Annotated in this window: 10 protein-coding genes; 1 reads left to right on the forward strand and 9 read right to left on the reverse strand. The window is 59.6% G+C overall.

Annotation, left to right across the window (positions count from 1 at the left end; genetic code table 11):
• Positions 1 to 7: 7 nt before the first annotated feature.
• From KO536_RS14060 to glnE, 9 genes are all read right to left on the reverse strand, one after another.
• The gene (locus KO536_RS14060; protein ID WP_219262155.1) at positions 8 to 1,450 is read right to left on the reverse strand and encodes a lipopolysaccharide kinase InaA family protein; all 1,443 of its coding nucleotides are present in this window, start codon (positions 1,448 to 1,450) and stop codon (positions 8 to 10) included.
• Positions 1,450 to 2,202, reverse strand: coding sequence for a lipopolysaccharide kinase InaA family protein (locus KO536_RS14065; protein ID WP_133076687.1), 753 nt, complete (start codon positions 2,200 to 2,202; stop codon positions 1,450 to 1,452). The genes KO536_RS14060 and KO536_RS14065 overlap by 1 nt, the downstream gene beginning before the upstream one ends.
• Positions 2,199 to 2,933, reverse strand: coding sequence for a lipopolysaccharide kinase InaA family protein (locus KO536_RS14070; RefSeq protein ID WP_019825369.1), 735 nt, complete (start codon positions 2,931 to 2,933; stop codon positions 2,199 to 2,201). Before KO536_RS14070 ends, KO536_RS14065 begins: the two co-directional genes overlap by 4 nt.
• Positions 2,933 to 3,739 (reverse strand): lipopolysaccharide core heptose(I) kinase RfaP, encoded by an 807-nt coding sequence (rfaP, locus tag KO536_RS14075; protein ID WP_133076689.1) that lies wholly within the window; start codon positions 3,737 to 3,739, stop codon positions 2,933 to 2,935. Before rfaP ends, KO536_RS14070 begins: the two co-directional genes overlap by 1 nt.
• Complete coding sequence (locus tag KO536_RS14080; protein WP_219262156.1) at positions 3,739 to 4,860, reverse strand: glycosyltransferase family 4 protein; 1,122 nt, start codon at positions 4,858 to 4,860, stop codon at positions 3,739 to 3,741. Before KO536_RS14080 ends, rfaP begins: the two co-directional genes overlap by 1 nt.
• Complete coding sequence (gene waaC, locus KO536_RS14085) at positions 4,860 to 5,921, reverse strand: lipopolysaccharide heptosyltransferase I (protein ID WP_219262157.1); 1,062 nt, start codon at positions 5,919 to 5,921, stop codon at positions 4,860 to 4,862. Before waaC ends, KO536_RS14080 begins: the two co-directional genes overlap by 1 nt.
• A complete protein-coding gene (gene waaF, locus KO536_RS14090; RefSeq protein WP_219262158.1) occupies positions 5,922 to 6,956 on the reverse strand; it encodes a lipopolysaccharide heptosyltransferase II in 1,035 nt (344 codons plus the stop codon). It lies immediately after the preceding gene.
• 58 nt (positions 6,957 to 7,014) lie between these two features.
• A complete protein-coding gene (locus tag KO536_RS14095) occupies positions 7,015 to 7,938 on the reverse strand; it encodes a branched-chain amino acid transaminase (protein WP_019825360.1) in 924 nt (307 codons plus the stop codon).
• A gap of 118 nt (positions 7,939 to 8,056) precedes the next feature.
• The gene (gene glnE, locus KO536_RS14100; protein WP_219262159.1) at positions 8,057 to 10,999 is read right to left on the reverse strand and encodes a bifunctional [glutamate--ammonia ligase]-adenylyl-L-tyrosine phosphorylase/[glutamate--ammonia-ligase] adenylyltransferase; all 2,943 of its coding nucleotides are present in this window, start codon (positions 10,997 to 10,999) and stop codon (positions 8,057 to 8,059) included.
• Positions 11,000 to 11,382: 383 nt separating this feature from the next.
• On the opposite strand from glnE, the gene aceE reads away from it, so the two are divergent.
• On the forward strand, positions 11,383 to 14,028 hold the full coding sequence (gene aceE / locus KO536_RS14105) for a pyruvate dehydrogenase (acetyl-transferring), homodimeric type (RefSeq protein ID WP_133076695.1): 2,646 nt from the start codon (positions 11,383 to 11,385) through the stop codon (positions 14,026 to 14,028).
• The last annotated feature ends 3 nt before the right edge of the window (positions 14,029 to 14,031 follow it).

The raw sequence follows: 14,031 nt of genomic DNA on the forward strand, positions 1-14,031 counted from the left end.
CAGAGTCTTAGCCAAGGTCTTTGGGCAAGCGCCCGTCAATCAGCTGATACAACGCACTGTCCACCGGCCAGTTGCGCATAAAGCGCGCCCGGTCACGGGCGTACGCGGTGGCGAAACTCCTCAGGCTGGCGTGCTGGCACATCGAGTCCAGATCGATCAATGCCCAACGGCCATCATCCCAGAACACGTTATGCCCCTTGAGGTCACCGTGGCTGATGCGTTCGCGGATCAAGTCGGCAAACAGATGATCCAGCGCCTGAAGTTCGGACTCCAGCGCATCCCCCCGCTCAACATAGGGTGCAAAACGCTCGATGATGTCCGGCCCCGGCAAAAACTCTGTCACCAGATACGCCTTGCCCCGCAACCACAGAAAACGGGTTTCCAGCAGTGCCAGCGGCTTGGGCGTGGCAATGCCCAGTAACGCCAGTCGATTGCCCTCGCGCCATGAGTGCCAGGCACGGCTCGGGCGCCAGAAGCGTTTAAGCCAGTGGGCAAAACCCTTGATGTTGTAGCGTTTGACCACCAGGGTGCGGCCCGCCACTTCAACCTTGCCGACACTGGCCGCGCCACCGGTTTTATACAAGTGGCCCTGATCCAGCAAGGCATCGGCGTGAGCCAGAACCGGCAGCATCGCAGGCTCTTCTTCACGGCGAATCGCACGCAGGACAAAGGCGGTGCGCTCAACGCTGAACAACGAGCAGTCGCGACCCACCTTGTTCAAGAAATCATTCAGGCGCCAGGCACGAACCTTCTCGATCTGCTTGAGCAGCGCTTCGAGCGGCAAGGCGTGCTCACCATTGCTGAGCAGGTAATGCACCAGCAACTCTTCGATAAATGGCTCAAGGCTTTTAGGCAACTGAGCGAAGAACACGCCTAGGTTTTCCAGGACTTTTTGTCGCGACAGCGGCTTGCCGGCTTCTTCGACGCAAATACCCGCGCCATCGATCAAGTACAGTTTGGCGCCCTGACGCAACAGGTTGTCCAGGTGCAGGTCTTCCTGCCACAGGCCCTTGAGGTGCATCTGGCCAATGGCAGCGAGCGCCTGGGCCAGTACGGCCACTTGCTCATCTGCCAAAACCGGCAACGACTGCACCGCGCCCCAGGCGTCACCCAGGCTCTGGGCATTTTCCAGAAACTCGAACAGCAACCAGCCGCCCTCGCCTTCCTGCAAACCATCAGCCAGCAACTTCGGCGTGGTCAAACCTTGATCAGCCAGCAGGCGCACACCCGTCAACTCTCGCTGGAAGTTGCGCGCAGCCTTGCTCCCAACCATCAATTTGGCCAGCACCGTACGCCCGCGCCACACCCCGGCGCCTACGTAACGCTGCCCGGGCAATACCCGCAACAAGCTCAGCAGTTGCAATTGCGCAGGCCCGGCCGCGTCGGCCAGTTCGATACTCAGCGGCAAGCCCGGCGCACGACCCGCCTTTTGCAGTTCGGACAAACGCATCAGCGCGCTCCCTTGTGGCTGCGACGCACGTTCAGTCGCGCCAGCCAGGCATCCACCAGACCACTGTCGACAGGCTGATCCAGATAGGCAGCGAGCAACACCCGCACCTCGGCATCGCTCCAGGCATGGGCCCGACGCAGCAACGGCTCGATGTCCTTGACCCGGTCACGCTGGCCCAGCAACAAGGGCCGGGTTTTCTCCAGATCGATCAATTGGGCGCGATAACCCAAGCCGTCAGCCTGCAAGAAAATGTGCTTGGGATAAAAGCAGCCATGAACCTGACGCGCAGCGTGCAGGCGACGCGCCAACAGGCCGCATTCACGCAAAATTGCCTGCTGCTGCTCAGGGGTCAGTTGCGGCCATTGTTCAAGCAACGAATCGAGGTCATTCCAGCCATCCAGCGCACGGGTCATAAGCACCGCGCGATGTTCGCCAGGCACTTTCCGCTCGCCAAAAAACACCGCTTCCAGCGCCGGAATACCCATTTGCTGATAACGCTGAATATTACGAAATTCGCGGGCGAAGCTCGGCTCGCCCAATGGCCGGTGCAGGGTACGGGTCAGGTAGTTGCTTTGACGCTTGAGGTAAAAGCCCTGGCCTTCGAGGTCCATGCGAAACACGCTGCTCCAGCCACCACCGCTGGTGTTGGGCTCGTCCACGGCTTCCAGTTGCACAGCCCACAGCGCATCGAAGTCGGCCAGTCCGTTGCGCTCAAGCAAAGCCCGATCCGCATCCGCTAAAAAATCAGTCATTCCCGGCCCTCAAAAAAACGCACGATATGACGAACACGCTCCTTGTCCGCCGCATTAAGCGTAGTGCGCCCGGTGTATTGGAAATAGAAACGCAAACGCTGGGTGTAGGACAAATGGTACTTGGCCACTTTGTCGAGGCACGCCAGGTCTTTGGTGATGCGGTACTTGAGCCAGAAACCGCGCCAGAAGTCACCGTTCGGGCAGTCGATCAAAAACAGCTTGGGCTGATCGTCGACCAGCAGGTTTCGCCACTTCAGATCGTTATGGGTAAAGCGATGGTTGTGCATGATCCGGGTGCATTTCGCCAACTGGCGACTGACGCAGTCGACCCAGGCACGGTCCTTGAGCAACGGATCATGGTGGTCCGCCAGTTCGGACAAATCGCGGGTATTGGGCAGCTCACGGGTGATCATGGCGCCACGGGAGTAGGCAAAGCCACTGCGCTCAAGGCCCCATGCCACGACTTCGGCGGTGGGAATGCCCCACTTGTCGAAACGCTTGAGGTTCTGCCATTCGGATTTGACCCGAGGGCGGCCCAAATAGCGGCGCAAGCCCTTGCCCGCACCGGTATAGCGCTTGACGTAATAATTGACGCCATCGCGCTGCACACGGATCACTTCCGAAAGAGGATCGCGGGTCAGGTGCTCGCCCTGGAGGGCAAATACCGCTTCCAGACTGCCAAAATCAGAAGCGAGTGCACTGTAAGCGGGTTCAAGATTCCAACCCGCCATTACAGTGCATCCCCATAACGTAGTTTGCGTTCATAAAGCTTGCTCGCCTTGCCTTCCAGCCACGCCAGCAGGCGGGCTTCTTCGCGCAGGATCTGACGCAGCGGCATCTGGAAGTAACCCCGCAGGAAGCGCAGCTTGTCCCGTTGGGTCAGGCCAATGTCCAGCGCCGAAAAGTACAGCGCGGCCAGGTCCTTGTTGCGCCAGCGCTTGCTGATGACCGGTCGAACCTGGGCACGGTGCAGGTCAATGACCGACAGGCGGAAATCCTTGGCCGTGACCGGTTTGTCGGTGTGCAACAAAAAGTGGCAGATGTAGCAGTCGCGATGGTTAACCCCGGCGCGGTGCATCATGCCGGTCATGCGCGCCACTTCGGCGATCAGCCCATGCTTGAGGGCTGGCTGTGGCGGCTGCTTGATCCAGTTGAGGCTGAAGTCTTCGAGGCTGACCGTAGGTGCCAGCTCTTCGGTGATGATGAACGAGTGCTGCCCCGCCGGGTTACTGCCCTTTTCGCCATACGCGACGGCGGTCATGGTGGGTACGCCGACTTCGTGAAGACGCTTGATTGCCCGCCATTCCTGGCCCGCGCCCAGCACTGGCAGCTTGGCCGTGAGCAGGTTTTTGAACACCTCACCCCAGCCAATGCCACGGTGGATTTTCACAAAATAACCGCGGCCCCCGACTTCAGTACGCAAGGTACGTCGGCCATCCAGCTCGCGGTAAACCTCGCCCTCCAGGCGCTCGACTTCGGTGAACGCATCGCGTCCTGCCCACAAGCTCTTGAACGGTTCGGCAAGAATCAGTTTCATCAGTGTTGCTCCGCCAGAATCACATCCGCAGCGTGCTGCGGCATGCTGTAGAGGTCGGCCGTCTGCGCGTAGGCCAGGCCGTTTTGGCTCCAGGCCGCGCGCGCAGCATCGTCGGACAACATGCGTGTCAGGTATTCATTGAGTTGCGCCTGCTCGAACGGCTCGTCCAGTACACGGCCGCAATCGGCGTCGCTGATGTAATGGGCGTAGCCACAGACGGCGCTGACCAGCACCGGCAACCCTGCCACCAGCGCTTCAAGCAGCACGGTGCCGGTGTTTTCGTTATAGGCCGGGTGAATCAGCAGGTCTGCGCCCAGCAGGAAGCGCGGGATATCGCTGCGCCCCTTGAGGAACTGCACGTGATCGCCCAGCCCCAGCGTGGCGCTCTGTAATTGAAAGACTTTGGGATCGTCCTGGCCAATGACAAACAGCCTGGTGCGCTTTTTAAGCTCGCCCGGCAACGCCGCCAGGGCTTTAAGGCTGCGATCGACGCCTTTGGTCTTGAACCCGGAACCGATCTGCACCATCAGCAGGTCGTCGTCTGCCAGGTTGAATTCACGCCGGAACCCGGCGCGAATCTCGGCTGCATTGGCGGGCGCACGACGGTCCAGAGCAATGCCCGGCGGCAACAGGTGGAAGCGCTCGAGCGGCGTGTCGTAATGCTTGATAAACAGCGGCTGCTGGACTTCGGAAATCATCAGGATTTCAGTCTTGGCGTTCTTGTCGAACACTGCCCGCTCGTATTCGGCAAAGTGCTTGTAACGCTTGAAGAAGCGATAGAACGAATGGCGCAGGTTTTGCGCCTTGTCTTCAAAACAGCCGTCGGCCGCGTAGTACACGTCCAGCCCCGGCATTTTATTGAAGCCGACGAGGCGGTCCACCGGGCGTTTGGCCAGGTCGGCCTGCATCCAGGCGAGCATTTTTTCGTTGCGAGTATGGTTGTGGAACGCCTTGACCGGCGCCACCAGCACTTCAAATCCAGGGGGAATGTCACCCTCCCAGATCATGGTGTAGACGCGAATTTGATGGCCGCGTTTCTGGCACTCCAGCGCAATGCGCATGAAATCGCGTTGCAGCCCGCCAAACGGGAAATATTTGTACAGCACAAAAGCCAGTTGCATCAGCGCAGTTCCTCAGCCAGTAACAACGTGCTTAATCGACTCGCGACACGCTCAGGGTTCAAACGGGTGAAGCACAACGGCCACTCGTTTTTCAGATCAAACCGCTGCTGGTCCTGTGCAGTCGGAGTGTAGGTGCATTTTTTCTGCAGGCACGGTGCGCACGGAAAATCGCTGGCCAGGTGGATTTGCACCTTGCCATAGGCACCGGTCAGGCCCGGATTGGTGGGGCCAAACAGGGAGATGGTCGGTACATCCAGCGCCGCCGCCAGATGCCCCAGCCCGGTATCGACCGCGACACAGGCGCTGGCGCTGGCCAGTACCTTGGCAACCCCCGCCAGATTCAGCTTGGGCAGCACCACTGCGTTGCTCAAACCGCTGGCAATGCGCTCGGCACGGGCCTTCTCTGCCGGGTTGCCCCAGGGCAAGCGCACTTCGACACCCATGTGCCCCATGCGCAGGGCCAGGTCACGCCAGTACACTTCGGGCCAGTGCTTGGTGTCCCACGTGGTGCCGTGCAAGAACAATACGTAAGGCTTCTTGCGCGGTAATTCAATCAGGCGCTCAACGTCGAGGCCATAATCACCCAACCCTTTGGGCAGGTCGTAGCCCAGCGCCACGGCAAACAATTGGCGTAAACGCTCGACCGCATGCTGCCCGCGAGCCACCGCCAGACGACGCTGATAAAAGCGGCTGGCCAGCGGTTCACGGGCTGAGTCTTTATCCAGACCGGCCACCGGGGCGTTTACATAGCGGGTCAGCCAGGCACTTTTGACCAGGCCCTGGGCATCGATCACCAGGTCGTATTGCTCGGCGCGCAGGCTTTGCTTGAAGCGACGCCACTCACCGCTCTTGATGGTTTCCCAGATATTTTTGCGCCAACGGCGAATCGCTACCGGAATAACCTTGCCCACTGCCGGGTGCCAGGTCGGAATTTCGGCAAAGCCTTCTTCCACGACCCAGTCAAACGTGATGCCCGGAATCGCCCGCGCCGCATCGGTCAACGCGGGCAAGGCATGGATCACATCCCCAAGGGATGAGGTTTTGACCAACAGAACGCGCACCTAGTTGACCTCGACCGGTGAGCCCTGCAAACGCTGCAAGGCTTCAACCACAGGCTGCGGCATCAGTTCGCGCAGGCAGTTGTAGTGGCCAAAGCGGCAGGTGCGATCAAAACACGGGCTGCACTCGAGCCCCAGGCGCACGATTTCGACCTTGTCGGCCAACGGCGGGGTAAAACCCGGCGATGTGGAGCCGTAGACCGCCACCAGCGGGCGGTTCAACGCAGCAGCCACGTGCATCAGCCCGGAGTCGTTGGATACCACGGCATCGGCGCACGACAGCAAATCAATGGCCTCGGCCAGCGAGGTCTCGCCGCTCAGGTTGACAGACTCTTCACGCAGCCCAGGGATCAACCGCGAGCGGATGTCTTCGCCCACAGCGTGATCGTTTTTGGAGCCGAACAACCACACCTGCCAGCCTTCGCGGATCTTTTGCTCGGCAACTTTGGCGTAGTGCTCGGACGGCCAGCGCTTGGACTCGCCAAACTCGGCACCCGGGCACAGCGCCAGCACCGGGCGGTCCAGTTCCAGGCCAAATTTTGCCAGTGCGCCGGCACGGCTTTGCGGATCGATCTGCAAGGCCGGGCGCGGATAAGGCTTGGGCAGGTCGGCACCCGGCTCATAGGCCAGCGCCATAAAACGCTCGATCATCAACGGGTAGCGTTCTTTGTCGAGCTTGCGCACATCGTTGAGCACGCCATAACGAAACTCGCCACGCCAGCCGGTGCGCTTGGGGATGCCCGCAAAGAACGGCACGAGGGCTGATTTCAGCGAGTTGGGCAGCAAGATTGCCTGATCGTATTGGCCCTTGAGGGACTTGCCGATCTTGCGTCGCGTGGCCAGTTCAAGCGCGCCGTGGCCGAGCGGAAAGCTCAAGGCCTTGCGCACTTGCGGCATGCGCTCAAGGATGGGCCGGCTCCACTCGGGGGCCAGCACATCGATTTCGCACTGCGGGTGGCGCTGCTTGAGGCACTGAAACAGTGTCTGCGCCATCACCATGTCACCGACCCAGCTGGGCCCAACGATCAAAATATTCATAAGTTTCCATAAACAAGCAAGGGAGGCATTCGCCTCCCTGCTGTAGTGCCATATCGCTTTATTTGACCAGTGTACGCCACTCTGGGTGATCCGTTGTCTTGCCGGTCACCAGGTCGAAATAGGCTTTTTGCAGTTTTTCGGTGATCGGGCCACGGCGGCCGATACCGATATGACGCCCGTCGACTTCGCGAATCGGCGTCACTTCAGCGGCAGTGCCGGTGAAGAACGCTTCGTCGGCGATATACACCTCGTCGCGGGTAATGCGTTTTTCAACAAACTTGTAACCCAGCTCGGTGGCCAGGGTCAGGATCGTGCTGCGGGTGATGCCGTTCAGGCAAGCCGTCACGTCCGGGGTGTAAATCACGCCATCCTTGACCAGGAACACGTTCTCGCCCGAGCCTTCGGCCACGAAGCCTTCCGGATCCAGCAACAGCGCTTCGTCGGCACCGCCGGAAATCGCTTCCTGCAGGGCCAGCATCGAGTTGATGTAGTGACCGTTGGCCTTGGCCCGGGTCATGGAAATGTTCACGTGGTGACGGGTAAAGGAGCTGGTGCGCACCTTGATCCCGACTTCCAGCGCTTCGGCACCCATGTAGGCACCCCAGCTCCACGGCGCGATGATCACGTGGACTTTGAGGCCAGTGGCGCGCAGGCCCATGGCTTCGGATCCGTAGAACACCATCGGGCGGATGTAGGCGCTGTCGAGGTTGTTTTCACGCACCGCAATGCGGGTCGCTTCGTTGATTTCGTCTTTGCTGAACGGGATCTTCATGCCCATGATGTGGGCCGAATCGAACAGGCGGTCAGTGTGCGCCTGCAAGCGGAAAATCGCCGCGCCCTGCGGGGTTTCGTAAGCGCGTACACCTTCAAACACGCCCATGCCGTAGTGCAATGTATGGGTCAGCACGTGCGTCGTAGCATCACGCCACGGCACCAGCTTGCCGTCATACCAGATCACACCATCACGATCAGCCATCGACATCATTACGCTCCTCAAAGAATCCAGCACCCGCGCCACGAGGCGTCAGGCAAATTGGACGGGCCTTATGGACCCGCCGGATACGTTCTTACAGCTTTAACTCTGTACTTAAGCCAGCGAACTAGCTCAATCCCAGCTCGGACCATATGCGTCGCACGTGTTGACGTTCGACTACAAGTTGATCCCCCGTGACCACGCCGGCCTCCTTTTGCAAGGCTTGACGGTGGGCGACGGTGCGAAAGGCCTTGTAAGCCTCGCGCAACAGGTTGGCATCAGTGGCGGGCATCAGCCCGACCTGCTCCAGCCCTTCCAGAATGCGGATGTTATCGGTGTAGCGCAGTAACGCCGGATGTTCCCTGGACCACGCCAGGGCCGCGTATTGCACCATAAATTCAATATCGACGATACCTCCGGCATCTTGCTTGAGGTCGAACGGCACCGTGGCCTCGAAGGCGTTTTCAGCCGTTCCGGCAGCCGTTATCCGGGTACCAAGATTGCCACGCATTTTGGCCCGCATCTCGCTGACCTCCTGGCGCAGGACAGGCAGGTCGCGCTCACGCCCCAGCACGCTGGCACGTACTTTTTCGAACGCACTGCCCACTTGCTTGCAGCCCACCAGCACCCGCGCCCGCACCAGCGCCTGGTGCTCCCAGGTCCAGGCCTCGCTTTCCTGATAGCGCTCAAAGGCGCCAAGGGAACTGACCAGCAATCCCGATGCACCTGAGGGACGCAGGCGCATATCGACGTCATACAGCTGCCCGGAGTTGGTCTGGGCCGTCAGCAAGTGAATGATGCGCTGACCCAACCGGGTGAAAAACTGCGCGCCATCAATCGGCTTGGCGCCATCGGTTTCGGCATTCGGGTCACCGTCGTGGATAAACACCAGGTCCAGATCCGAGCCGTGTCCCAGCTCGATTCCGCCCACCTTGCCGTAGCCAACAATAATAAAGCCGGGGTCGCACAAGCTGCCGTCCGTGCGCTGGGGCGTTCCGTACTTGGCCACCGTCTGGCGCCAGGCCAGCGCCAGCACTTGCTCCAGAATCGCCTCGGCCAGCCAGGTCAGGTAATCGCTGACTTTCATTAAAGGCAGGCTGCCCGCGATTTCCGAGGCAGCAACCCGCAGGCGGTGGGCCAGCTTGAAGTTACGCAAGGCCTCCATCTGCTGCTCAAGATCGTCCTCGGGGATACGTGTCAGGCGCTCACGCAACTCGGCCGCCAGCTCTGGCGCCAGGGGCGGCTTGAACAGTCGACGCTCGTTGAGCAGCTCATCGAGCAACAACGGGAAGCGGGTGATTTGTTCGGCGATCCACGGGCTCGCAGCGCACAGCGTCAATAAACGCCGCAATGCGTCGGGGTTTTCGGTCAACAGCACTAGATAAGCCGAACGTCGGGCCACCGCCTCGACCAGCGGCAACACCCTCTCCAGTACCAGATCGGGGTTGGCGTGCTCTACGGCCTGGGCCAGCAAACGCGGGATAAACGCATCCAGGCGCTCGCGCCCCAAACGCTGCATGGCACGCAATTGCGGACTGGAACGCAGGGCCGCCAGTTGCTTCAAGGCTTTGGGGGCATCAACAAACCCGGCCTCTTCCAGCTGGACACAGGCAGCGGCGTCGTCCTGGACCTCCTCCCACAACGGCAACCACTCTCCGCCTACGATCAGTTCACCTTCATCGATGACTTCTTCCTCATCAGGGTCAGCAATGACCTGACGGAAATGCCAGTCGATGCGACCGCGCCACGCCATTAATTGCTCGTGGAATGCCGCCCAGGTGTCAAACCCCATAATAAATGCAATGCGCGCCTGATCCTGCCCGGTGTCGGGAAGCATTTGGGTCTGGCGGTCTGCTATGGCCTGGATCGCGTGCTCGGTGTAGCGCAAGAACTCATAGCCTTCGCGCAGTTCATTAACCACTTCGCCCGGCAAATACCCCTGGCCTTCCAGGGTCGTCAGCACTTTAAGCAGCGGGCGTTGCTGCAAGCTGAGGTCACGGCCGCCGTGGATCAGCTGGAATGCCTGGGCGATAAACTCGACTTCACGAATCCCGCCCGCCCCCAGCTTGATGTTGTCGGCCATGCCTTTGCGCCGCACCTCCTGCTGGATCAGCTGTTTCATGGTGCGCAGCGCTTCAATCGCCGAAAAATCGAGGTAGCGTCGGTACACGAACGGGCGCAGCAAACTGAGCAACTGCGCACCCATCGCCTGATCACCGGCCACGACCCGGGCCTTGATCATGGCGTAGCGTTCCCAGTCGCGGCCTTGATCCTGGTAGTACTGCTCCAGCGCATTGAAGCTCAGCACCAATGAGCCGGACGAGCCGTACGGGCGTAAACGCATATCGACGCGGAACACAAAACCGTCGACGGTCATCGGGTCCAGGGCCTTGATCAGGCGCTGCCCCAGACGGATAAAAAACTCCTGATTGTCCAGCGGGCGCTTGGCGCCCACTGTTTCGCCGCCTTCGGGGTAGGCGAAAATCAGGTCAATGTCCGAAGACAGGTTCAGCTCTACGGCACCCAGCTTGCCCATCCCCAGAATCACCATCTGCTGCGGCTCGCCACTGCGATGCCCGGTGGGCGTGCCGAACTGCTGGCAATGACGTTGGTACAACCAGCGATAAGCCTGATCGATACTGGCATCGGCCATGTCCGACAGGTCGCGGCAGGTTTCAATCAAGTCGGCCTGGCGGTTGATGTCACGCCAGATAATCCGGATCTGTTGACGGGTACGCTGGCGGCGCAGTGCACGGCCCAGCTCGTCATCGGTGGGTGCAGCCTGCGCCGCAACGCTGATCTGGGCACACAACTCGCCGGGGGCAAAGCTGCGGTCCAGTTCGCCTGAGCCCGCAAGCTCAAGCAACATCAAAGGGTCACGTAATGACTGTTCTATAAAGAAGTCACTCGCGGCACTGACCCGGTTAAATGCCAACCAGCGCTGCGCCGACCAGTCATCGAGCCCCTGTTCGCCCTCAAGCCCGGCGACCGCCGTGCGCCAGGATTGCTCGGCGCGACTGGCCAATGGCTGTAAAAGACCTGGAATGGGTGCAAGCGACGGAAGGCTCATGGTCTATCCTTGATCGGCGATGGTGTTGCCGAGTACGGTGACAGGAAGAAACAGCGGTTTAATCCGACTGTCGAACAAAGGTTATAAATAGCTGTAAGCGCATATTGTTTAGCATCCAGCCTGCGCACATAAGGCTGAATGACGAGAAACACACCAACAATATCGATTTTTCGCACAACCAAACTGATGGCTATCAGGACCAATCCTGTAGTTTTACTACTGAGCCACACACTCGAAAGGCTGAAATGGCCGACGATTTGTAGTAAAACTACACGCCGCTGGAATCAACCTCCGGCCATCCAAGAATTTATGTCGTCTGCCCACAAGGCCAGTCGCAAACTCAGGCAACCGATTCTGGAAGCCTATCCGCCCTGGAGCAAGCCATGCAAGACCTCGATCCCGTCGAAACCCAGGAATGGCTGGACGCCCTGGAATCGGTTCTCGACAAAGAAGGCGAAGACCGCGCTCACTACCTGATGACCCGTATGGGTGAGCTCGCTACCCGCACCGGTTCGCAGCTGCCGTATGCCATCACCACGCCTTACCGCAACACGATTCCTGTAACCCACGAAGCACGCATGCCTGGCGACCTGTTCATGGAACGCCGCATTCGCTCGCTGGTTCGCTGGAACGCCATGGCCATGGTGATGCGCACGAACTTGAAAGATTCTGACCTGGGCGGTCATATCTCCAGCTTCGCTTCCAGCGCAACCCTGTATGACATCGGCTTCAACTACTTCTTCCAGGCCCCGACCGACGAACACGGCGGCGACCTGATCTACTTCCAGGGTCACACCTCGCCAGGCGTTTACGCCCGTGCGTTCATGGAAGGCCGGATCACCGAAGAACAAATGAACAACTTCCGCCAGGAAGTAGACGGTCAGGGCCTGTCGTCCTACCCGCACCCTTGGCTGATGCCTGATTTCTGGCAGTTCCCGACTGTATCGATGGGCCTTGGCCCGATCCAGGCGATCTACCAGGCTCGCTTCATGAAGTACCTGGAAGCCCGCGGCTACATCCCGGCAGGCAAGCAAAAAGTCTGGTGTTTCCTGGGCGACGGCGAGTGCGACGAACCAGAATCCCTGGGCGCGATCTCCCTGGCCGGCCGTGAAAACCTGGACAACCTGATCTTCGTTATCAACTGCAACCTGCAGCGCCTTGATGGCCCGGTTCGCGGCAACGGAAAGATCATCCAGGAACTCGAAGGCGTATTCCGCGGTGCTCAGTGGAACGTGACCAAAGTCATCTGGGGCCGTTTCTGGGACCCACTGCTGGCCAAGGACGTCGACGGTATCCTGCAACGTCGCATGGACGAAGTCATCGACGGCGAGTACCAGAACTACAAAGCCAAAGACGGCGCGTTCGTACGTGAACACTTCTTCAACACGCCAGAACTCAAGGCGATGGTTGCTGATCTGTCCGACGACGAGATCTGGAAACTCAACCGTGGTGGCCACGACCCGTACAAGGTCTACGCGGCGTACCACGAAGCGGTCAACCACAAGAACCAGCCAACCGTCATCCTGGCCAAGACCATCAAGGGTTATGGCACCGGCGCTGGCGAAGCGAAAAACACGGCGCACAACACCAAGAAAGTTGATGTTGAAAGCCTGAAGTTGTTCCGTGACCGTTTCGACATCCCGGTCAAAGACGACGAAATCGAAAACCTGCCATTCTTCAAACCTGAAGCAGGCAGCGCTGAAGCCCGCTACCTGAGCGAGCGCCGCACTGCACTGGGCGGTTTCGTTCCTCAGCGTCGTGCTCTGAGCACCAGCATTCCGACCCCGCCACTGGACACCCTCAAGGCCATCCTTGACGGCTCCGGCGACCGTGAAATTTCCACCACCATGGCTTTCGTGCGCATCCTGGCGCAGCTGGTCAAGGACAAGGAAATCGGTCAGCGCATCGTTCCGATCATCCCGGACGAAGCCCGTACCTTCGGTATGGAAGGCATGTTCCGCCAGTTGGGCATCTACTCGTCCGTCGGCCAGCTCTACGAGCCAGTCGATAAAGACCAGGTGATGTTCTACCGCGAAGACAAAAAAGGTCAGATCCTCGAAGAAGGCATCAACGAAGCAGGCGCCATGAGCTCCTTCATCGCCGCCGGCACTTCGTACTCCAACCACAACCAGCCAATGCTGCCGTTCTACATCTTCTACTCGATGTTCGGCTTCCAGCGTATTGGCGACCTGGCCTGGGCCGCTGGCGACAGCCGCACCCGTGGCTTCCTGATCGGCGGCACCGCCGGGCGCACCACGCTCAACGGTGAAGGCCTGCAGCACGAAGACGGTCACAGCCACATCCTGGCCGGTACCATCCCGAACTGCCGCACCTTTGATCCAACCTACGGCTATGAGCTGGCGGTGATCATTCAGGACGGCATGAAGAAGATGACCGAAGAGCAACAGGACGTCTTCTACTACATCACCGTGATGAACGAGTCTTACCAGCAGCCAGCCATGCCGGCCGGTGTCGAGGAAGGCATCGTCAAGGGCATGTACCTGCTCGAGGAAGACACCAAGGAAGCGGCGCACCACGTTCAGCTGATGGGCTCCGGCACCATCCTGCGTGAAGTCCGTGAAGCGGCGATCATCCTGCGTGAACAGTTCAACATCGGTGCTGACGTATGGAGCGTTACCAGCTTCAACGAACTGCGTCGCGACGGCCTGGCCGTTGAACGCAGCAACCGTCTGCACCCGGGCCAGAAGCCTAAGCTGAGCTACGTTGAAGAGTGCCTGACTGGCCGTAAAGGTCCGGTCATTGCCTCTACCGACTACATGAAGCTGTTCGCTGAACAGATTCGCCAGTGGGTACCGGTCAAGGAATTCAAAGTGCTGGGCACTGACGGTTTCGGCCGCAGCGACAGCCGCAAAAAACTGCGTCACTTCTTTGAAGTAGACCGTCACTTCGTGGTGTTGGCAGCCCTGGAAGCACTGGCTGACCGTGGCGATATCGAACCCAAGGTGGTTGCAGAAGCCATCGTCAAGTTCGGCATCAACCCGGAAAAACGCAACCCACTGGACTGCTGAGGA

It is taken from the genome of Pseudomonas sp. NKUCC02_KPG (assembly GCF_019345465.1).
GTDB lineage: Bacteria > Pseudomonadota > Gammaproteobacteria > Pseudomonadales > Pseudomonadaceae > Aquipseudomonas.